Here is a 20,357-nt window from a genome sequence, read left to right on the forward strand (position 1 = left end):
GCCTTTCTCGTAGATACGAGAAAGGCCACATCTTTGTGCGTACACCGCGTTCAATCCGCGTCAAGCACACCCAAACTCGCAGCCAACAAAAACACCATTGACTCCGACTCCGAACACGTGCCAGCACCCACCGCACGATCAAACCGATCAACAACCCCATCGGTATTAAGCAATGCATCCGGACACTGCGTCACCAAACGACGCATATGCGCAGTCGCCTCAGCATCACGTAACACAAACGAGGCATCCACTCGGAAAGCAGACTTTGGGAAACCCAACCCAGCTATCGCGGGGCGCTGCACCGCAAGACGACGCAACAAAGATCGAACCGGTAGCTTCCCATCTCGGATTGACACAAACGAAGCTGGATCCCGACGCAACGCATACCGCGCAACCGGTGTCGCCAAATACGCAGGGCGAAGCTCCACACCCTCCTCCATCCAGGCGTGATCACCCTGGACACTCAAAAGATACGAGCCAAGCAAATCCCGCAGATCAATCTGACGACGATCCTCTAACCCAAAACCCTCCGGCAACGCGGCAGCAGCATCAAAAGCCGTCCGCAACTGCGGGGCAAACAACTCCGCCACCGGTTTCATAATGTCAGCGCGACGACTACCCGCACTGCTCGACAGTGCGATCACTGCACGCCAATATGACCTCGCCCAGCGCGGACCACGATCGCCACCAAACTCAGGCTCACCAAACTCATCCCACGGCAAACGTTTCGGATCACCAAAAGCACCCGCCCGAGCAGCCAAGATGCGGTAAGAGTCGTAGCCTGCGAACAACTCATCAGCACCCTCACCAGAAAGCACCCCGCGGATACCCTCACTTGCCGCCCTACGAGCCAAACTCATCATGCCTATCGGGCCCATCCGCATCAACGGAACCCGACGAGTACGCACATACTCCTCAAGCAATGTCACCGCAGCACGAGGACGCAGCATGTGATGAACCAGGTCGTAGCCAATAGCCTCGGCAACCTCGACCTGGCGGCCGCGCACAACCTCATCGCCCTCCAAGAACAAAGCCAACCCAGTACGCGCCCCCTCATCATGAGCAAGCGTGGCAATGATCGTGGAGTCAATACCACCGGAAATAAGCGCCACTATCTCACTCGTGGACCTCATCCGAGCAGCCACCGAATTCCGCATCAATTGCTCAAATTCAGCAAGATCAGCCTCAGACAAAGGCGAAGCATCAAGTTCCTGCCCCTGAGCAGTCACCGCCTCATGCACTGCCCCGATACGCGCCGAAGGCACAGCTGCCGCACGGTGATCAGCCCACATCCACCGACGCACAGGCGCATCACCCTGCAACTGCACAACCTGCCCCGGCATCACCTGATCAACACCAGCGAACGGAGTACGACCATGCGTCGGCGCCCAATCATGAAGAATCGAAGCAACCCCCGACACATCCAAACCATCTACACCACCGGAAAAGCCGCCAGAAATCTCTGACAACGCCTCCAAAGCAGATGCCAAGTACGTCGCACCATCCCGCCGCATCACATACAACGGCGAAATCCCAAACCGGTCCCGCAACGCCAACACCGGAGCGCCAGCCCCCACTCGCACCACAGCCGCGAACTGGCCATCAATACGCCGAGCGAACTCCGGACCCTCAGCTCGAATCCCCGCCAGCAACACCTCGATCTCACTGGCGCCAGGCAGTCCAAGCACATCCTGCAACTCAGACAAGTTAAACAACTCACCATTAAAAACAGCCATCCCGCCGTCTTCAGTGAGCAACGGCTGCTGCGATGCGCCCTCCTCCCAGTGGATCAAACGCGTGCTCACAGCAGCCAGGCCGCCCTCGACGTGACGTGCCGTCGTGTCCGGACCCCGGCGCGACAACGCTGCATCAACACCAGGGCTTGGAACCACTTCAGCAGCTGCGTCGCGGACGGCCAATGCAAAACCGCACATACGTCAGAGCCGCTCGTAAGCAGCCTTCATGACCTCCAAATTACGGAAGTCTGTGGCCTGCGCCTGCTCAAGAGCCTCTTCGTCCACGCCCGCATCTGCGAACGTCTCCAAAATCACCACAATGGACAACGAATCGAGCAAGCCATCCTCAGCAAGGTCACTCGAGTCACGAACAGCCTGCTCATCGTGTGCATAAAAAACGTTGTCCATGAGGTCGGCCTCGACCTCGCTCCAGGGCTTCTTCTCGCTCATCAATCAATCACTTTCTTTTACGCAAACCGAAAACATCGATCAAAACCCCCAGAGCCAGAACCCAGCCCTAGGGAAAACTCAGCCGATCAGGAGTGATCCCACACCCGACTACGAATCTGCAGGTAACGCAACGAAGCACGCAGTCCCACAGCAGCCTGACGCAGTGAAGCCACCGACCACCCCGGCAACTCGTCCACCAACGGCTGCAACGACGCATCATCAGCCAAATCCGCATCAGACATGGTCACAACAGCTGTCAAAACCCCAGCCGGCAGCGCGTAGTAGTAATCCTCCTGAGACTGCTCCAACGCGTACGTATCCGTCGTGGGAGTGCGGTCAATAATTGACTGCGGCACACCCAACTCACGCGCCAGCTCGTACACCTCTTCCTTCGTGCAGTCACCAATCGCGCAAATATCGGCAGCGTCGTCCCCGTACTTGACCACAAAACCACTACGCAGCTCATCACCATTACTGGCACCAACAACCGCATAGTTGAGTCGCTCAGCCTCCGCATACGCAAACAACATACGAGTACGCTGCTTACGGTTCTGGTACGCAATAATCGCGCGCAAATCATCCGCGCTCATCCGCAGCGTCTTCTCCGCCTTACCATTACGCGGACCAATCACCACCTGGTAAACCAAAGCACCCAGACGGCGCGCCATAGTCGGCGAGGCATTCACCGCATATGCCTGCGTCTGCGGGTCATAATCTGGCTCATACTTGCGGATAATGTCCGCGACCTCATCCTGACTGAACTGCGCCTCAATCGTCTCAGCGATAGAACGCTCAATAAGCTCCACCCCCGCGCTCTGCGCAGCCTCCTGCACATACCGCTTCGTCTCTGGGCCAGTTGCACGATCTGGCAGATACAACGCCTTCACCCGATCTGCACCCAAAGCCCGCGCAGCCAAATGCAGCACTGTGCTGGAATCCACTCCACCAGACAACTGCACCAGGGCACCCTTTTTACTCATCTCACCGAGCTGCCCCACGATCCAGTCGAGGCGATCCTGCAGATTGGAACTCACTTGCCACTCTCCTTGAGCGTCAGTTCGCGAACGAACCTGATATCGAACAAGCCCGCAAGCTTGCCGAATTCGGAATGAAGAGCGCGACGGATCGGACCCGCCCGCTCAGGAGTCTCAGGACCAGGAACAATCTCGACGACAGGAATGTCATCTCCTGAAACCGTGCCCGGCCTGCTACGAATTTTCAGAACCAGCGGCTGCGCCACCGCAGTGACAATCTCAGACACCCGCCGAAGATCCACCTTCGTCCCCGCCACATTCAAAACCGAATCGGCCCGCCCTGCATGCCGCACCGACCCATCTGCAGCCACCACCGCCACATCCGAAGTCACCACCTCTTCAGCACCAGGACCAGCAACCACCGACGTATACGGCGCTCGCAGAACCCTATCCATCGCGAACTTGCTCGCGACCACCAAGCGCCCTACCTCGCCAGCATCCTCGTGCTCTTTAAAAGCCACGCGCATTCTCACGCCCGGCAACGCCGAGCCCACCATGCCCTCAACAAAATCAGCAGGGTTGCCTTCCCACATAGAAATCCGTGGCCCCATCTCGGCCTGCCCATACATATTGGTCAGCCGCATTCGCGGAAAATGCTCCGCAAGGCGGGCCACGCTTGTCCCTGAAATGCGACCACCAGCAACAAAAACTCGCGTTACACGCTGCGGATCCACATCTGCCGAAAGTAACAACGGCATGTGCTGAGGCAGTGCATAAATCGCGATGTCTCGCACCTGATCCGGTACCTCAGCGTCAGCCTGCGCTACCGCATCCTTCAGGCCAGGCAGTCCCCACGTCGCATCTGTGAATGTCACCGGAACGCCAGAGACCAAATGCGAATCAACGATTGACAGGCCATAAGCGAACCGTGGCGGAGGCAAGGCCACGTAAATCTGTGAATCACTCAAAGCTAAAGAAGAAGCGATCGTGCGGGCATGCTCAATGAGAGTTTCCTTCTTGTACACCACGCAAGAGGGGGAGCCCGTTGAACCGGATGTGTGAAACGCCACCAGAGACTCCAGGGGTGGCAATGCCTGCTCGCCCTTTTCAGGTGAGCCCACCGTCGAATCTAAGTGCTGCTGATGAGAAGAAAGATCTGTAATAAAAAGGGGTTTTTGAGATTGGCTTCGCAGGCAGTTCGTCACGCGATCTAGCCCCTCGTAAGCCTCAATAGGGCGCACCAAAACCGAGCCGCCTGTGGTGAATTCGCGGGCATAGTTGGATAGCGCCATCGATATTTCCGCCTCAGTGTGGCGTACCGGTGTAGCCGTATCTTCCCGCATGAGCCCCATGATGTTCCCCCCAGAAAAGCAACGGGTTGCGTTCCGTTGTTCCTTCAACTGTATCCACTGAAAAGTTGGCGGCATATGAGTGTGGGTGGTCGGAAAAACACGCTACTTACGGGTAACTCTGACACGCAAGGAAAAATGTAAATACATGTGACATATGAGAGAGGGGAAAGCTACAAAAATCAGCCACGCAAACACCCCACCCCACCCCCACATCCTGACCAACACAAGCCACCGCCTCGAACCCCACACCCGAGCGACCTATCGTTAAAGACAACACAAACCGCCCCCACGCCACCACACCACCGCGATGGAGCCCCCACACATGACCCTCACCGCCGTCGTAGACCACCTCCGCCGAGACCGAGGAGTCACCCAAGCACTCGAAGCGCTCACCCAAGGTGAACCCTTCGTTGACATCACCATCGCCCCCGGCGCCCGCCCCGCCTTCCTCGCCGCCCTCGCACGCACGCCCGAGCGCACCGGTCCACTCGTAGCCGTCACTGCAACCACCCGCGCAGCCAACGACCTCAACGACGCCCTCCACGCCTACCTGCCCAACGCATCCATCACCCAATTCCCCAGCTGGGAAACCCTTCCCCATGAACGACTCAGCCCCCGCAGCGACACTGTAGGCACCCGACTATCCGTACTGCGCCGCCTCGAAAACCCCGATCCCGACGGCCCCCACGGCCCCATCGACATCGTCATCGTTCCCATCCGATCTCTTCTGCAACCCATCGCCACCGGCCTAGCCAACCTCGCCCCCGTCTACCTCCAGTGGGGAGAAGAACGCTCCCTCACTGACGTCGTTGACGCCCTCACCTCTGCCGCCTACACCCGCACCGACCTCGTCGAACGACGCGGCGAATTCGCAGTCCGCGGAGGCGTCCTCGACGTCTTCCCACCCACCGAACAACACCCCATCCGCATCGAATTCTTCGGCGACGAAATCGAAGACCTGCGCTACTTCAAAGTCGCCGACCAACGCAGCTTCCCCGCCGTCAGCCACGCAGCCCGCCCCGCCGCCATCAAAGCAGGCATGGTCCCCGCCCACCTGTGGGCACCACCCTGCCGCGAACTCCTCCTAACCGACACCGTCAAACAACGCGCCCTAGACCTAGCCAACAAACTTCCCGGCATCACCGACATGGTCGAAAAAATCTCCCAGGGCATCGGCGTCGAAGGCATGGAATCCCTCACCCCCGCCCTCGTCGACGGCATGGAAACATTCCTCGACGTCCTCCACCGCGTCGGCGGCGCCCACATACTCCTCCTCGACCCCGAAAAAATACGCACCCGCGCCCACGACCTCGTCGCCACCAGCGAAGAATTCCTCGACGCCAGCTGGTCATCAGCATCCGGAGGAGCTGAGGCACCCATCGATCTACGCGGCGTTCTCAACCAAGCCAGCTACCACTCCCTGGGCGAAACCCGATCCGCAGCAGACCACGCCGGAATCCCCTGGTGGACCCTCACCTCCTTCACCGCCGACCCCGACACCGCCACCACTCACCCCGACGACAACTTCGGCGACGACGCCAACACCACCTACCTACGCATCGACACCCACGAAACCCCCGACTACCACGGCGACATCCCCAAAGCCACAACCGACCTCGCCACCTGGACCCACGAAAACAAACTCGTCGTCGTCACCACCGCAGGCAAAGGCCTGGCCGAACGGCTCTCCGAAGTCCTTACCAACGCAGACATCCCCGTCCACACTGACGCCTCCGGCACCGACAACCGCACCGGCCTGGTCCACGTCACCAAAGCAGACATCACCGAAGGATTCATCGCCCCCAGCGCCGGCATCGCCATTGTCAGCGAAGCCGACCTCATCAGCGGCAAAGGGCGCCGCACCACCGGCGGCACCACCAAAGACATGCGCAAAATGCCCTCCCGACGCCGCCGCCAAGTCGACCCCCTCTCCCTCAAACCCGGAGACCACGTCGTCCACGAACAACACGGCGTCGGACGATTCATCGAAATGACCCAACGCACCGTCCAAGGCGCAACCCGCGAATACCTCCTCATCGAATACGCACCCAGCAAACGCGGCGGCCCCGCAGACCGACTCTTCGTCCCCACCGACCAACTCGACCAAGTCACCGCCTACGTCGGTAACGACGCCCCCAACCTCAACAAACTCGGCGGCTCAGACTGGAACAAAACCAAAACCCGCGCCAAAAAACACGTCAAACAAATCGCCGGAGAACTCGTCCGCCTCTACAGCGCCCGCATGGCAACCAAAGGCCACGCCTTCGGCCCAGACACCCCCTGGCAACGCGAACTCGAAGACGCCTTCGCCTACGTCGAAACCCCCGACCAACTCTCCAGCATCGACGAAGTCAAAGACGACATGGAAAAAGAAATACCCATGGACCGTCTCATCTCCGGCGACGTCGGCTACGGAAAAACCGAAATCGCAGTCCGCGCCGCCTTCAAGGCTATCCAGGACGGCAAACAAGTCGCCGTCCTCGTCCCCACCACACTCCTAGTCCAACAACACTTCCAAACCTTCACCGAGCGCTACGCCCAATTCCCCGTCAACGTCAAAGCGCTCTCCCGGTTCCAAAACAAAAAAGAGTCCGACGAAACCATCGCCGGACTCGCCGACGGAAAAGTCGACCTCGTCATCGGCACCCACCGCCTCCTGTCCTCCACCGTGCGCTTCAAAGACCTCGGCCTCGTCATCATCGACGAAGAACAACGCTTCGGCGTCGAACACAAAGAACAACTCAAAGCCATGCGCACCAACGTCGACGTCCTAGCCATGTCCGCCACCCCTATCCCACGCACCCTCGAAATGGCCGTCACCGGAATCCGCGAAATGAGCACCCTCGCCACCCCACCCGAAGAACGCCACCCCGTGCTCACCTTCGTCGGCCCCTACAACGACAAACAAGTCGCCGCAGCCATCCGCCGTGAACTCCTCCGAGAAGGCCAAGTCTTCTACGTCCACAACAAAGTCTCCGACATCGAAAAAGTCGCAGCCCACATCCGCGAACTCGTCCCTGAAGCCAGAGTCGAAACCGCCCACGGCCAAATGGGCGAAACACGACTAGAAAAAGTTGTCGTCGACTTCTGGGAAAAAGAATTCGACGTCCTCGTCTGCACCACCATCGTCGAAACCGGACTCGACATCTCCAACGCCAACACACTCATCCTCGACCGCGCCGACAACTTCGGACTCTCCCAACTTCACCAACTCCGCGGACGCGTCGGACGAGGCCGCGAACGCGCCTACGCCTACTTCATGTACCCCACCGGCAAACCCCTCACCGAAACCGCCCACGACCGACTCGCCACCATCGCCGCAAACACCGACCTCGGCGCCGGCATGCAAGTAGCCATGAAAGACCTCGAAATGCGAGGAGCCGGAAACCTCCTCGGCGGCGAACAAGCCGGACACATCGACGGCGTCGGATTCGACCTTTACGTCAGACTCGTCGGCGAAGCAGTCGCCGAATTCAAAACCGGCGAAATGGACGAAGCCCCCCGCGAAGTCAAAATCGAACTACCCGTCGACGCCCACATACCCCACAACTACGTCGCCGAAGAACGCCTACGCCTCGAAGCCTACAAACGCCTCGCCGCCGTCACCGACGATGCCGAACTCACCGCACTCATCGAAGAAATCGTCGACCGCTACGGCCCCTACCCCGAACCCGTAGCCAACCTCATCGAAGTCGCCAAACTCCGCACCGTCGCCAAACGCGCCGGAATCAGCGACATCGGCATCCAAGGCAACATGATCCGATTCGGCCCTGTCGACCTCAAAGACAGCCAACAACTCCGCCTCACCCGCATGTACAAAGGCACCACCATCAAAGCAGCCGTCCGACAAATCCTCGTCCGACGCCCCATGACCGCACCCATCGGAGGAACACCCCTCAAAAACAAAGAAATCCTCGCCTGGACCACCGAACTCATCCAGCAAATCTTCCTCGACGCCCCCACCAGCCGCTAAACCACCGCTGCCCTGTGAAAACAACCCAGGCAACCTCACAGGGCAGCAAAACCACACAACACACAGCCCACGCACCCAGCCTGGACAAAACTAGGCGATACCCAACCTCACGTTTGGTCTTTACTACCGCCAACCGCCAAACACATCCTTGAACCAATCAACAACATCAAGGTAAAGACGTGACTATGGAAATCACGATCCTGCACAACCCCCGCTGCTCCACATCCCGCGCCGCACTCACAGAACTAGAAAACGCCAGCATCAAACACGACATCATCCGCTACCTCGACACACCACTCAACGAGCAAGACGCCCTAGACCTCCTCAACAAACTCGAAGACGCACCCGCCAACCTCATCCGCCGCGACAACACCTTCACCCAACTCGGTCTAACCGACAATGACATCGACACTGCCCAAAAAGTCGCCGCCCTCATCGCCAAACACCCCGCCCTCATGCAACGACCCGTCCTCATTGCCGCTAACCGAGCAATCATCGGACGCCCCAAAGACCGCGTACCCGCATTCATCACCGAAATTACACAGGCTTGATCTGAGCACCTGAGCAAAAAGCAACGCCACCAACAAAACAACGAAACAGTCAGGCCAGGGAGAGGAAAAGCTTCTCTAAGGCGGCGAAATCAGCTTCACGGTCAGGGTTTTCTTGGCTCATACATTTCTGTAACCCAGTGGTGATGATGGTGAACCCTGCCCGGTCAAGAGCGCTACTGCATGCAGACAACTGAGTCACGATGTCTTTGCAGTCTCGACCCTCTTCAATCATGCGGATCACCGCAGCGAGCTGACCATGAGCCCGACGCAGGCGCTTAAGAGCAGGGTCCAATTCAGCAGGTTCGAGGATCAAAACAACCCCTAACAGATGCAATAGAAGTGACACCAGTACCACTGCAAAGTACCCCAACGGGTATCGAATGTAGATGCCTCGCAGCCGTCGCGCTGACTTGAGTAGTCATCGTCCTAAAAGACGCGCAATAAAACTGCTGCCCGTACTGACAGCAAAGTGACACCTGAAACAGCAACAAACACCCAAACTGAGCTACTCACCCCGATGCGCTACCTAAGTGCTCGCTCACCAAAAACTAAGACACCCATGAGCTACCCCCCATCTGAAAAGGCAATGTCCACATCAATCGCTCATAAAAAGCGCAGGTAGAGACCGGAATAATTGACTTAGATCCCTCCCCAGTCAGAAACGGAAAACCCCGGTGGCATCCTGAGAGAACGATCGACGCCGTGGCTCATGCGGCACACGTAGGAGCCCGCGGCTCCGTCTCGGTCTTGCGGCCTCAAACCGTTCAGCAACAGCGCATACGCGCCGCTGAACTTGCCCCCAAGGAGACTCATGAAGACACCGTCGGATCTAAGCGCAGCAGTCGACGCCATCGCTGAAGACGTCATCGCATGGCGCCACCACATTCACGCCAACCCAGAACTATCGAACCGTGAAGTAAACACAGCCAAGTACATCGTCGACCACCTGCAGACCCTGGACTTAGATGAGATTCACACCGACATCGCTGGACACGGCATCGTCGGCGTACTCAACGGCGGACAAGAAGGGGAACGCACCATCCTGCTGAGAGCCGACATCGACGCACTACCCGTCCCCGACGAATCCGGTGTCGACTTCGCCTCCACCGTCATCGACGAGCACTACCCAGGCGGACCATTCCCCGTCTCCCACGCCTGCGGACACGACTGCCACACCGCAATGCTCATGGGCGCAGCATCAGTTCTGGCCAAACACCGCGACCAGCTACCCGGCCGCGTCCTATTCGTCTTCCAGCCAGCCGAAGAAGGCCCACCCATCGACGAAGAAGGCGGCGCTCGCAGCATGCTCGAGTCAGGCATCTTCGAAAAATATTCACCGACCATGGCCTTCGGAATGCACGTGCAGCCCTTCCCCAAGGGAGTCGTGGCCATGCGTGAAGGCAACCAGTTCGGCGCATCATGCCTGGTGAAAATCACCCTCACCGGAGAGCAAGTACACGGCTCAACACCATGGGCAGGAATCGACCCGATGCCCGCGGTCGGAGCAATCCTCACCGGCATCGGGCAGATCTACCGCCAAGTCGACGCATTCGACCCGTTCACCGTCACCATCGGCCACATCGAGGACGTAGGGCGGTTCAACATCATCGGTCAACGAGTGACGCTGTGGGGCACGATCCGGTCGCACCGTGAGGCCACGATGAGCGACGTGCAGGAACGGGTGCGGACTCTCGCAGCCGGCGCGGCCAAAGCCAACAACTGCCAGGTCAACGTCGAGTACCTGCAAGATGTCCCAGCGGTGACGAACACGCCCGAATGGGTAGCAGCGGCCCGGCCGACCATCGAGCGTGTCATCGGCAGCCAGAACCTCATCCCCGCGCCCCCCACCCTCGGATACGACGACGTCTCCGAGTTCGTCAAAGAATTCGGCGGCCTCTACATCGGCCTCGGCGTACAAGACACCGCATTCACCGAAAACGGCGAGCTATACATCCCCGAAGACGGCCGCGGCGGCGTCCCCAACCACAACCCCCGCTTCTACGCCGACGACGCCACCCTCGCCACAGGCGTCAAACTCATGGTCGAATGCGCCCGCGACCACCTCACCGGACAGCTAATGCCAGGACAAGGCTGACTCCCCACGTGGGAGAAGTTAAGGACACTCTCGGTCCGACGACCTGATCTGCCTAGAGCGTCCTAGCACACTGTGCCCACCTCACATGTAGTCAGCGCCACAACCGAATCCGGCGATCGTTGCGTGGAACACCGCAACAGTGGGACACCCACAAACCAGTAGCGTCAGAACACCACACCCGTCGAGACTCGGTGCACACCACCTCGACCACGACGAGGAACGGTGACAACCCCATGACCCCACACACCAGGCCCCACCAGAGCAAAACACCACTGGCCATCGCCGCAGCCACGCTCCTGCTTACCACTGCCTGCACCGCCCCCCACGAGGCAGACCCCGTCCCACCACTGCCCAGCGCCCTCAGCTCCGCTGCAGCCAGCACTATCGCTCAACTACCCCCACCTCCAGCCAACAGCAACGAAAAAAACACCAAAGCACGTCACACCATCACCGCCTTCGCCGACGCGGCACAACGCGCCCTCATCACCTCCAACCCACTCCAAGCCGACCAATGCCGCGACGCCGCCGACCTCATCGATAAGGCAGCAACACCACAAGAAATCCTCACCGCCGCAGTCACCCTCAACGACCCCGACCTGCGCTCCCTTACCCTTGCCGCCCGCACCCACATCGGCACCTATCTCAGCCGCTGCTCCGCAGGAACCCCACCATCACCCCAAGCAGCCCACAACGCCCTGGCCCTCCTACGCGCCCGCCTTGACACCACAGCTCGCACGGGAGAGAACTGATGCCCCGACACACACACCGCACCGCCGCCGCTGCGCTGATCAGCGCAGCCCTTCTGACCTGCCTCACCGCCGCGCCAACTGCCTCAGCAAAACCCACTAACGGTGAATCCACCTGGGCTGCCCTTGGTGACAGCATCAGCAGCGGCTACGGCATCACCAGCGTCAGCCCCAACCCTTCGGCATGGGGTGCACAGTGTGGCCGCGCCGACGGAGCCACAAGCAACGAGGCAGCGATGCCAGTCATCGCTCAAAAACAGTTGGCGTCTTCAGGCATCAGTTATCGGCAAGCCTTCACCGCCTGCGCTGGCGCCACCACCGACGATTGGGCGATCCAGCTCGCGGAGGCGTACCGCCAGCTCGGTGTGAAAATCAACACGCCCATCGAACCAGGCACCCCTACCCGCACCTCCTCACTGGTTAAAGAACTCGACAGTATCGCCGCCAGCGGTAACCGATTCGATCTGATAACCATGACTTTCGGCGCGAACAACGCTGCCTTGGGGGCACTGGGCGAACTATGTATGGACACTAAAAATGTCCAAGGCGAATCCCTGGATTGGGATTCGCCAGGCTGGGGAAGCTGCGATGTTCCACCCGAACAAGCCACAAAGATTCTCGACACTCTCACCCAAGGCAACGCATCGGTACCCCTACCTGCTGGGCAAGTGCCGCTGTGGTCAGCGAACCCCGACCAGGGGGAAGTGGAACCGCTTCTTTCTGCACTAGCACGATTCGTCAAACCTGGAGGGCGGATCCTCATCATGGGGTACCCGCAGATCATCACTGACCCGAACCACAGCTCACTGGCGCAACGATGGAACAAAATACCTGGCTTGTACGCCACAGCTGGCAGCTGCAATGGCATGCCCCCCGAGTCGATGAAACGTGTGCGGGAGACCATCACAGAGCTGAATACCGGAATTCACAAAGCAGCAGAAAAAGCGCAGGCGGCGTTGTCTCACAATGGCGTGACGGTCGGATATGTCGATATGAACACTGCTTTAGGGTTCGAATCCGCAGGGTCTTTCCACGGTGTGTGCAGCCAGGAACCGTGGGTGAATGATCCCTTCACTCAATATGGCCCGTTGCATCCCAACGCCCAGGGGCACGCGCAGGCGGGGAAGGCTTTAGCTGAGTTGGTGCGTTCTAGTAAGTGACCTCGTAGTGGGGGGGCTAGAGGTATTTCGTGAGCAGCTCTTCGAAAGTTTGGCGGGTTCCTTTGGGATTTCCGTCGTGCGTGAGTAGACCGAATGCTCCTTCGCGGCCAGCGTTGTGGCGGTCGCGGAGGGTGTACCAAAACAGCGGGCCGAGTTTATTGGCGTACGCCAATTCATTCCAGGCGTGAGCGCCTTCGCGCATTAGCCGGGCGGCTTCGTCGTCGGTGACATGTCCTTCGCCAGTAGGTACACCGACTTCAGTGCCCCAGATCTGGAGTTTGGTGTGTCCGTGAGTGTCGAGTAGTTCCCGCAGTGGTTTGACGTACTCCATCTCGCCGGAGGCGCCGTTACGCATATCTGAGTAGGGGTGCAGCGCGACACCATCGACATGGGTGAGGGCTGGGGAGGTGGCCAGGGCACGCCACCAGTCCATGGTGGGTACATCTGGTGAGCTTGGTGCTGCTCCGCCGGTGCCGCCGGCGATGATCACGCATGTAGGGCAGGTAGCTCTGAGTGTGTCAGCAGTTTTGGTGAGTACGGGTGCGTATGCTGCCGGGTCAGGGTGGGGAGCCCATGAGCGGTCGACGTTGGGTTCGTTCCAGATTTCCCAGGCATGGACTTTGCCTGCGTAGCGGGTAGCTGCAGTGGCGGCGTAGTTGGTGAACCCAGTGAGTTGGTCAGGTGTGGTCAGGCCAGCTGTCCAGGAACTGCCAGGTGGCCTTTGGTGGGGAGCAACGGTTCCTAGAACTGCGAGGATGCGTAGTCCACGGCTATTGGCTTCGTTAACGACGCGGTCGTAAGGGTCCCAGTGGTAGTCCTCGGGTTCCCATTGGACGTGGGTCCAGGGAATGTCGAATCGGATCCAGGTGGCGCCGGAGTTTTTGACGGTGTCGAGGTCAGCGGCGAGGCGTTCGGAGGGGACGTAAGCTAATTCGCTTCCGGGGATCGCGATTCCGGAGAGTTTCCCTGCCCCGGGTGTGGTGTTACTGGGAGGTGTCGGGGTGGGGTTGGGTGGTTCGTGGTGGGCGTACCAGATCGTGATCGCGGCGATGAGTGCCGTGATCAGGAGTATGGCGATCGTGATTCGGGTGCGTGTGGGGTGAGCCATGGTTTCCGTCTGGTTGGTTCGGTGCCCGCTGGGGTAGAGCAGAAGCAGGGATATAAGTGTCGGTGACTAGGCGCATGTGGGTGGTGTCGTACCAGCGGCAGAACGTTTCGAGGGTAGCCAGGCCGATGAGGGGAGCACCGGTCATGATGACCAGGGGAGTGGTCGCTCCTGACTGGGCAGTGACGGTTTGGAAGAGCAGGATGGCGGCGATGTAAATGAGTAGGGCGCGGCCTAATTCGGTGCGGCAGTGCCGGTAGGTGTCGGCGATGAGTGAGGTGACTAGGCCGAGGATGAGGTAACCGGCGGCGACACCGATGTAGCCGTGGTTGATGAATAGTTCGGCGGTCATGCCGGGCACGGTGAAGATGAGTTCTTCGCTGCCGGAGAACCACCAGCCGCTGTATTGGACGATGGAGCGCCATGTTTGGGTGGGGACGCCAGCGAAGTGTAGGAGTGCTGCGGGCACGGTGAGGAACCCGGACATGAGGGTTTCGCCGTTGAGGTAGTTGTGTTCGGTGGCGAAGCGGGCTGCCCAAGCCACCATGGAGAACCTGCCCCATTGCCAGTCCAGGAGCGCGGGGATGTCGAAGCTGGTGACGCCAGCTCGGCTGATGGTTTGGTTGTAGATGACGGCTAGAGCCCCGCCTGCTCCGGCGATGAGTAGTGGGGTGCGTAGTCCTCGGATCCAGGGAAGGACGAGGATGAGCAGGGGGAGGGAGAAGACGACGATGTCGACGCGGCCTCCGGTCCAACTGGAGTTGACCGCGATGACGCCGGTGCAGGCGGCCATGATGAGGGCGTTGCGCATGTCTGCGGCGGGATTTTTGCGTCGGGTGATGCTCCAGAGCGCTAGGAGAAGAACACCCCAGGGCATCCAGGAGGCGAGGAAGGCGTAGCGGGCCATGCCGCCGTCGACGCCGATGACGCGTTCTCCGGCGCTGTTGGCCAGGTGGCCGCGGATGCGGATGCTGCCGACTGCTGCGGCGGCGGTGAGGGTGAGTCCGGCGGTGAGGGTGAGGATGGGGTGGGATGTGGCCATGGAGTAGGTGGCGCTGTTGGTGGGGATGTCGGTGCGGCGCCAGCGGATGAGCAGACCGATGGTCAGTGCGGTCAGGGCTAGGGGAGTGGTCAGGGCTGCTTGGAGGAGGCCGGTGTCGTTGCTGTAGGGATTGTTGGGTACGGCTTCGTAGAAGCCACGTGAGGTGGACAGAGTGCCGGTGATGTGGATGAGGCCGGAGATGACGTAGGTGATGGCGAAGTCGATGACGAGCCAGGTGCGTAGGTGGAGTCCGTCGTGGCCGCGTTTGTGTAGGTGCGTGGCGATGAGGATGGAGGCGATGCCTGTGAGGGTCAGGACGGTTAGGGCGAGGTGGATGAGGTTGATAGGGCCGGGCGTCACGGTGGGGTGGGGGGTCAGTGGTGGTCGGGGGTGTCGGTAGCGAGGATGTAGATGGGGTTTTCGTCGCTGGGGTGGAGTGCGGCGAGGGTGGCGTTGAGGTCGTTTTTGTGGGTGGTGAGGGGGACGACGAGCAGGGTGGTGGTGGCGGTGGGGGCAAGGAGCTGGCTGTGTGCACTGGCTGGGTGTGGGGGTGTGGCCAGGAGGATGAGTTCGTAGTTGTTGGTCAGTTCGGTGAGTTTTGCTGGTGTGGTGGTTGTGGTTTCGCCGGTGGCGGTGAGGGTGGTGATGGTGATTTCGGGTGTGGTGTTGTTATCGCCGGTGGCGGTGAGGGTGGTGATGGTGGCTGGGGGCAGGGCGGTGGTGTCGATGATGGCGGAGGTGGCGCCGATGCGGTGGGCAGCTTGGGCGAGGGCGAGGGCGGTGGGGTAGGTGTTGGTGGTGGGGTTGGGGCTGGTGATGAGGGTGATGGGGGCGTGGTTGGTGGTGTGTTCGCCGATGAGGAGGCCGGCGGTGCGTTCGTAGGCGGGGTTGGTTGTTTCGGGTGTGGCTGGTTGGGGGGTGCGGCGTAGGAGGCTGCGTAGTGAGCGGTGGGGGATGGTGCTCAGGAGGCGGGTGTGGGGGATGCGGCGTAGGTCGTTGGTGACGCGGATGCGTTGGTCGAGGCCGCCGAAGAGGATTGCGGTGATGAATGCGGTGATGAGCGCGGCGGCGATGGCGATGGCGGTGCGCAGGGGCCAGGTGAGGCCGGTGGGTTTTTCGGGGGCTTGGGCTTCGGCGAGGGGGGATGCGGAGATGGTTTGTTGGGTGCGGTGGCCGTCACTTTGTGTGGGGGCGGTTTTTTGGACGGTGGCAGCTAGTTGTCGGGTGAGGGTGTTGGCGATGTTGGCTGCTTCGGTGGGGTTTTCGCGGGTGACAGTGATGTCGAGGATCACGGTCATGGTGGGGTTGGTGACGTTGATGCTTTTGGCGAGGGTGGCGGGTGTTTCGCCGGTGAGGTGGAGTTGTTGGATGACGGGGTTGAGGACGTTGGGCGAGGTGGCGACGCGTACGTAGGAGGCCATTTCGCGTTGGAGGTAGGTGGCGGCTTGGTTGAGTTCTGTGGCTGAGTTGCCGCCGGTTGCTGCGAACAGCAGTGAGGTGGTTGCGCCGTAGGTGGGTTGGGTGATGAGTCCTTGGGCCATGACGGCGGCGAACACGAGGGCGCCGATGATGGTGTGTAGGAGGGGTCGGCGTGTGAGGAGGCTCAAGTATTCGCGGACGAACAAGGGTGGGCTCCGTTTCCGTGGCCGTCGTCGTGGGTGGGGGGTGAGGTTGATTCTCCATGACGAGTGGTTGTGGTTGCCAACCGGGGGTGTGATGGGTGCTGGGGATGGGTGTTATGGCTGGGTGATGGTGGTGTAGAGCTTTTCGAGGTGGGTGGCGACGGTGGTGATGTCGAGGTGGTTGCGGGCGGTTGCGTGTGCGCTGGCGGCTGCGTTTGTGCGAGCAGTGGTGTCGGTGAGGAGGTGGTGTAGGGCGGTGGTGAGGTGCTCGGGGCCGGGATGGATGACGGTTCCGGCGTTGCCTTTGGTGATGGTTTCGGCCAGGCCGCATGTGTTGGTGATGATGGTGGGGGTGCCTAGGGCGAGGGCTTCCAGGACGCTCATGGGGTAGGGCTCGTTGACGCTGGGTAGGACGTAGATGTCGGCGTTGGTGAGGGCGTCGCGGGTGTTTTCAGGGGGTATGGGGCCGTCCCAGATGATGCGGTCGGAGTGGCCGGATGTGGCTATGGCGTCGCGGACTGCGGTGCCTTGTCCTTCGTCTGGTCCGATGAGTCGGAAGGTGATGTGGGGGAATTGGGGTGCGAGTCGGCGTGCGGCCTCGATGAAGTCCAGGGGGCGTTTGCGTTCGTGGATGCGGGCGAGGAAGAGGACTTCTTGGGGGGTTGTGCGTGGGGGTGGAGGGGTTTTGGGGGTGTGGATGCCGTTTCGGAGGAATTCGATGTTGATGTTGGCGTCGAGATTGATGAGGCCGTCGCGTTCTTCTGGGGTGAGGTAGAGGATGCGGGCAGCGTGGCGTAGGGCGGGGAGGGTGGAGATTTTGTCGAGGGCGTGGATGGGGGTTTTGTGGGTGGGCATGACCATGCCGTGGGTTTGGAGGACGTAGGGCGTTTTGGTGCCGCGCATGGCCAGGGCTGCGGGCATGGTGACGAAGTCGCGGCCGAGGTGGATGTGGACGATGTCGGCGTTTTGGGCTGCAGTGTGTAGCCAGATGGCGAGTTCGGGGGCGGCTAGTGCGCGTAGGGAGCCGCGTCGGCTGGGGGTATGGGCGCGGAAGAGTTTGGTGGGGACGCCGTTGATGTTGTTGGGGGGTGTGTCGTAGCCGCGGGTTCCGGCGGCGATGGTGACCTCGTGGCCCAGGTGTGTGAGTGCGGTTGCGTGTTCGATGGCTACGCAGGTGGGGCCGCCATATTCGCCTTGGGGTGAGATGAGTCCGACGACGTGGATGATTTTCATCGGGTGCTCTCTTCTGTGGTGTGTGGTGTGTGGTGGGTTGGTAGTGGGGCCAGGACGCGGGTGTTGGGTGGGACGTTTTTGGTGACGAGTGTGGTGGCGCCGATGGTGGCGTCGGTGCCGATGGTGACGCCGCGCAGGATGGTGGCGCGGGTGGCGATCCAGGCGCCGTTTTCGATGGTGATGGGGGCGTTGTCGAATTCGAAGGCGGGGTCGTTGGCGTGGTGGCTGCCGGTGCAGAGCATGGCTTCTTGGCTGATAACGACGTTGGAGCCAATGGTGACGGGTTCGAGGTTGAGGATCCAGGCGCCGACGCCGATCCAGGTGTGTTCGCCGATGGTGAGTTTCCAGGGCCAGTGGATGCGGACGTTGTGGCGGATGAGTACGTGGGGGGCGATGGTGGCGCCGAAGGCGCGCAGGATGGTGGCGCGGAGTTTGGGTGGGCAGAGTATTGATCGGGTGATGGTGTCGCCGATGGTGACCCAGGCGGCGATTTTGAGGGGGTGTGCGCCTTTGTCGTAGCCGCGTCCTGTGAAGGTGGAGAGTTTGCGGGTGGTTGTGGGGGTGTTCATGCGCCGAAGTTGGCCTTTCCGGCGTCGATGGGTCCGGTGTGGCCGTGGGGGCGTTTGAGGAGTTCGATGTCGGCGTCGACCATGATTTTGGCGAGGTCGTGGGCGTGTGTGGTGGCTTTCCATCCGAGGTTTTTGTGGGCTTTGCTGGCGTCGCCGATGAGGGAGTCGACTTCGGTGGGGCGTAGGTAGCGTTCGTCGAATTTGACGTATTTTTCCCAGTCGAGGTTGACGTGAGTGAAGGCGGCGGCGAGGAATTCGCGGACGGTGCAGGGGGTGCCGGTGGCGAGGACGTAGTCGTCGGGCTGGTCTGCTTGGAGCATGCGCCACATGCCTTCGACGTATTCGGGTGCGTATCCCCAGTCGCGGATAGCGTCGATGTTGCCCATGTAGAGGTCTTTTTGCAGTCCGAGGGTGATGGCGGCGACGGCGCGGGTGATTTTTCGGGTGACGAAGGTTTCACCGCGGCGAGGGGATTCGTGGTTGAAGAGGATGCCGTTGGTGGCGAACATGCCGTAGCCCTCGCGGTAGTTGCGGGTCATCCAGTAGGAGTAGACCTTGGCGGCGCCGTAGGGGGAGCGGGGGTAGAAGGCGGTTTCTTCGTTTTGGGGTGGGGGTGTGGCTCCGAACATTTCGGAGGTGGAGGCTTGGTAGTAGCGGCAGTCTAGGCCGATCATGCGGATGGCTTCGAGGAGGCGGGTAGTGCCGATTCCGGTGACGTCTCCGGTGTATTCGGGTTCGTCGAAGGAGACGCGGACGTGGGATTGGGCGGCGAGGTTGTAGACCTCGTGGGGGCGGATGGTGTCCAGGAGGGTGACGAGTCGGGAGCCGTCGGAGAGGTCGGCGTAGTGGAGTTTGAGGCGCGCTGAGTCTTCGTGTGGGTCTTGGTAGAGGTGGTCGATGCGGTCGGTGTTGAAGGTGGATGCGCGGCGGATGAGTCCGTGGACTTCGTAGCCTTTGGATAGGAGGAGTTCGGCGAGGTAGGAGCCGTCTTGGCCGGTGATGCCGGTGATGAGGGCTTTTTTGGTCATGGGGTCTCCTTGGGTTGTGGTTGAGGGGTTTGGGTCCAGGATAGGTTTTGGGTGTTTGCGGGGGTGTGGTGCTTAGTCGTTGTAGTTGTAGATTTCTTTGGCTGGTACGCCGGAGACGACGGCGCCGTTGCGACAGGGGCGCATGAGGACGGCGCCTGCGGAGGCGATGGATCCGCGTCCCATGCGTACGCCGGCGTGGATTTGGGCACCGGAGGCGATGGCGGCGCCGTCGCCGATGATGACTTTGCGGGTGGTGTGGGATCCGGTGCGTTGTTCGGCGGGGCCGATTTTATGGGTGGAGGTGATGATCATGACGCGTGGGCCGATGCCGACGCGTTCTCCGATGTGGATGCCGCCGCGGGCGTCTGCGTAGAAGCCTTCGTTGATGTAGGTGTAGCGGCCTACGTAGACGTTGGAGTTGGTGAAGCGGCAGTGGGGGCTGATGCCGTTGGTGTTGATGTTCATGCCTGCTTTGTTGAGCATGATGCGGCGTAGACGCCCTGGTACGAGGGGGGAGGCGGATAGGCAGTTCACCCAGAAGTTCCAGGCTATGTGGGTGCCTAGGGCGATGATGCGGTTGCGGAGGCAGCCGGGTGTGCGTGTGTGGGCGGTGCGTTGGAGGCCTTCGGGGTAGATGGTGGGGTCGTGGTCGGGGGCGGGCACCGACTGTGTGGTCATGGGGGCTCTCCGTTCTGGGTGGTGCGGCGGGCCTGGCGGATGT

General features: G+C 60.6%; 17 protein-coding genes. 5 read left to right on the forward strand and 12 right to left on the reverse strand.

The annotated features are described in order from the left end of the window. Window positions 1-50: 50 nt before the first annotated feature. The 4 genes from AC2T9U_RS03030 to AC2T9U_RS03045 all read right to left on the reverse strand — a co-directional run bounded on the left by AC2T9U_RS03030 (window position 51) and on the right by AC2T9U_RS03045 (window position 4,503). Window positions 51-1,919, reverse strand: a complete 1,869-nt coding sequence (locus AC2T9U_RS03030) for an asparagine synthase-related protein (RefSeq protein ID WP_493696604.1) — start codon at window positions 1,917-1,919, stop codon at window positions 51-53. Window positions 1,920-1,937: 18 nt separating this feature from the next. Continuing rightward, window positions 1,938-2,186: a hypothetical protein gene (locus AC2T9U_RS03035; protein WP_034400432.1), complete on the reverse strand. Its 249-nt coding sequence runs from the start codon at window positions 2,184-2,186 to the stop codon at window positions 1,938-1,940. Between the two features lie 86 nt (window positions 2,187-2,272). After that, window positions 2,273-3,220 carry an NAD(+) synthase gene (nadE, locus tag AC2T9U_RS03040; RefSeq protein WP_258553190.1) on the reverse strand — a complete coding sequence of 316 codons (948 nt, stop codon included), beginning with the start codon at window positions 3,218-3,220 and terminating at the stop codon, window positions 2,273-2,275. Further along, window positions 3,217-4,503: an AMP-binding protein gene (locus AC2T9U_RS03045; protein WP_493696605.1), complete on the reverse strand. Its 1,287-nt coding sequence runs from the start codon at window positions 4,501-4,503 to the stop codon at window positions 3,217-3,219. The genes nadE and AC2T9U_RS03045 overlap by 4 nt, the downstream gene beginning before the upstream one ends. A 331-nt stretch (window positions 4,504-4,834) precedes the next feature. On the opposite strand from AC2T9U_RS03045, the gene mfd reads away from it, so the two are divergent. Further along, complete coding sequence (mfd, locus tag AC2T9U_RS03050) at window positions 4,835-8,485, forward strand: transcription-repair coupling factor (protein WP_493696606.1); 3,651 nt, start codon at window positions 4,835-4,837, stop codon at window positions 8,483-8,485. Between the two features lie 185 nt (window positions 8,486-8,670). Beyond that, window positions 8,671-9,036 carry an ArsC/Spx/MgsR family protein gene (locus AC2T9U_RS03055; protein WP_493696916.1) on the forward strand — a complete coding sequence of 122 codons (366 nt, stop codon included), beginning with the start codon at window positions 8,671-8,673 and terminating at the stop codon, window positions 9,034-9,036. Between the two features lie 49 nt (window positions 9,037-9,085). On the opposite strand, the gene AC2T9U_RS03060 is transcribed toward AC2T9U_RS03055, so the two are convergent. Beyond that, a complete protein-coding gene (locus AC2T9U_RS03060; protein ID WP_028326638.1) occupies window positions 9,086-9,349 on the reverse strand; it encodes a metal-sensitive transcriptional regulator in 264 nt (87 codons plus the stop codon). Window positions 9,350-9,847: 498 nt separating this feature from the next. On the opposite strand from AC2T9U_RS03060, the gene AC2T9U_RS03065 reads away from it, so the two are divergent. The 3 genes from AC2T9U_RS03065 to AC2T9U_RS03075 all read left to right on the forward strand — a co-directional run bounded on the left by AC2T9U_RS03065 (window position 9,848) and on the right by AC2T9U_RS03075 (window position 13,037). After that, entirely contained in the window at window positions 9,848-11,131 is a 1,284-nt protein-coding gene (locus AC2T9U_RS03065) for a M20 metallopeptidase family protein (RefSeq protein WP_115031056.1), read from the forward strand. Between the two features lie 233 nt (window positions 11,132-11,364). Beyond that, window positions 11,365-11,880: a hypothetical protein gene (locus tag AC2T9U_RS03070; RefSeq protein WP_493696607.1), complete on the forward strand. Its 516-nt coding sequence runs from the start codon at window positions 11,365-11,367 to the stop codon at window positions 11,878-11,880. Beyond that, the gene (locus tag AC2T9U_RS03075; protein WP_493696608.1) at window positions 11,880-13,037 is read left to right on the forward strand and encodes an SGNH/GDSL hydrolase family protein; all 1,158 of its coding nucleotides are present in this window, start codon (window positions 11,880-11,882) and stop codon (window positions 13,035-13,037) included. The genes AC2T9U_RS03070 and AC2T9U_RS03075 overlap by 1 nt, the downstream gene beginning before the upstream one ends. A gap of 16 nt (window positions 13,038-13,053) precedes the next feature. On the opposite strand, the gene AC2T9U_RS03080 is transcribed toward AC2T9U_RS03075, so the two are convergent. The 7 genes from AC2T9U_RS03080 to AC2T9U_RS03110 form a co-directional block, all read right to left on the reverse strand. Further along, the gene (locus AC2T9U_RS03080) at window positions 13,054-14,121 is read right to left on the reverse strand and encodes a cellulase family glycosylhydrolase (protein WP_493696917.1); all 1,068 of its coding nucleotides are present in this window, start codon (window positions 14,119-14,121) and stop codon (window positions 13,054-13,056) included. Next, window positions 14,021-15,544 (reverse strand): hypothetical protein, encoded by a 1,524-nt coding sequence (locus AC2T9U_RS03085; protein ID WP_493696609.1) that lies wholly within the window; start codon window positions 15,542-15,544, stop codon window positions 14,021-14,023. Before AC2T9U_RS03085 ends, AC2T9U_RS03080 begins: the two co-directional genes overlap by 101 nt. Before the next feature lie 14 nt (window positions 15,545-15,558). Continuing rightward, complete coding sequence (locus AC2T9U_RS03090; RefSeq protein ID WP_493696610.1) at window positions 15,559-16,809, reverse strand: YveK family protein; 1,251 nt, start codon at window positions 16,807-16,809, stop codon at window positions 15,559-15,561. Window positions 16,810-16,920: 111 nt separating this feature from the next. Further along, the gene (locus AC2T9U_RS03095) at window positions 16,921-18,039 is read right to left on the reverse strand and encodes a glycosyltransferase (protein ID WP_493696611.1); all 1,119 of its coding nucleotides are present in this window, start codon (window positions 18,037-18,039) and stop codon (window positions 16,921-16,923) included. Next, window positions 18,036-18,608, reverse strand: coding sequence for a DapH/DapD/GlmU-related protein (locus tag AC2T9U_RS03100; protein ID WP_115031047.1), 573 nt, complete (start codon window positions 18,606-18,608; stop codon window positions 18,036-18,038). The genes AC2T9U_RS03095 and AC2T9U_RS03100 overlap by 4 nt, the downstream gene beginning before the upstream one ends. Continuing rightward, window positions 18,605-19,636 (reverse strand): GDP-mannose 4,6-dehydratase, encoded by a 1,032-nt coding sequence (gene gmd, locus AC2T9U_RS03105; RefSeq protein ID WP_028326630.1) that lies wholly within the window; start codon window positions 19,634-19,636, stop codon window positions 18,605-18,607. Before gmd ends, AC2T9U_RS03100 begins: the two co-directional genes overlap by 4 nt. 72 nt (window positions 19,637-19,708) lie before the next feature. Next, the gene (locus tag AC2T9U_RS03110) at window positions 19,709-20,314 is read right to left on the reverse strand and encodes an acyltransferase (protein ID WP_115031045.1); all 606 of its coding nucleotides are present in this window, start codon (window positions 20,312-20,314) and stop codon (window positions 19,709-19,711) included. Window positions 20,315-20,357: the final 43 nt, after the last annotated feature.

Source organism: Dermatophilus sp. B7861-1 (assembly GCF_058996045.1).

Coding starts and splice junctions, on each gene's coding strand:
- AC2T9U_RS03035 (WP_034400432.1), bottom strand. CDS start 2,186: ATGAGCGAGAAGAAGCCCTGGAGCGAGGTCGAGGCCGACCTCATGGAC.
- AC2T9U_RS03045 (WP_493696605.1), bottom strand. CDS start 4,503: ATGCGGGAAGATACGGCTACACCGGTACGCCACACTGAGGCGGAAATA.
- mfd (WP_493696606.1), top strand. CDS start 4,835: ATGACCCTCACCGCCGTCGTAGACCACCTCCGCCGAGACCGAGGAGTC.
- AC2T9U_RS03055 (WP_493696916.1), top strand. CDS start 8,671: ATGGAAATCACGATCCTGCACAACCCCCGCTGCTCCACATCCCGCGCC.
- AC2T9U_RS03065 (WP_115031056.1), top strand. CDS start 9,848: ATGAAGACACCGTCGGATCTAAGCGCAGCAGTCGACGCCATCGCTGAA.
- AC2T9U_RS03070 (WP_493696607.1), top strand. CDS start 11,365: ATGACCCCACACACCAGGCCCCACCAGAGCAAAACACCACTGGCCATC.
- AC2T9U_RS03075 (WP_493696608.1), top strand. CDS start 11,880: ATGCCCCGACACACACACCGCACCGCCGCCGCTGCGCTGATCAGCGCA.
- AC2T9U_RS03095 (WP_493696611.1), bottom strand. CDS start 18,039: ATGAAAATCATCCACGTCGTCGGACTCATCTCACCCCAAGGCGAATAT.
- AC2T9U_RS03100 (WP_115031047.1), bottom strand. CDS start 18,608: ATGAACACCCCCACAACCACCCGCAAACTCTCCACCTTCACAGGACGC.
- gmd (WP_028326630.1), bottom strand. CDS start 19,636: ATGACCAAAAAAGCCCTCATCACCGGCATCACCGGCCAAGACGGCTCC.
- AC2T9U_RS03110 (WP_115031045.1), bottom strand. CDS start 20,314: ATGACCACACAGTCGGTGCCCGCCCCCGACCACGACCCCACCATCTAC.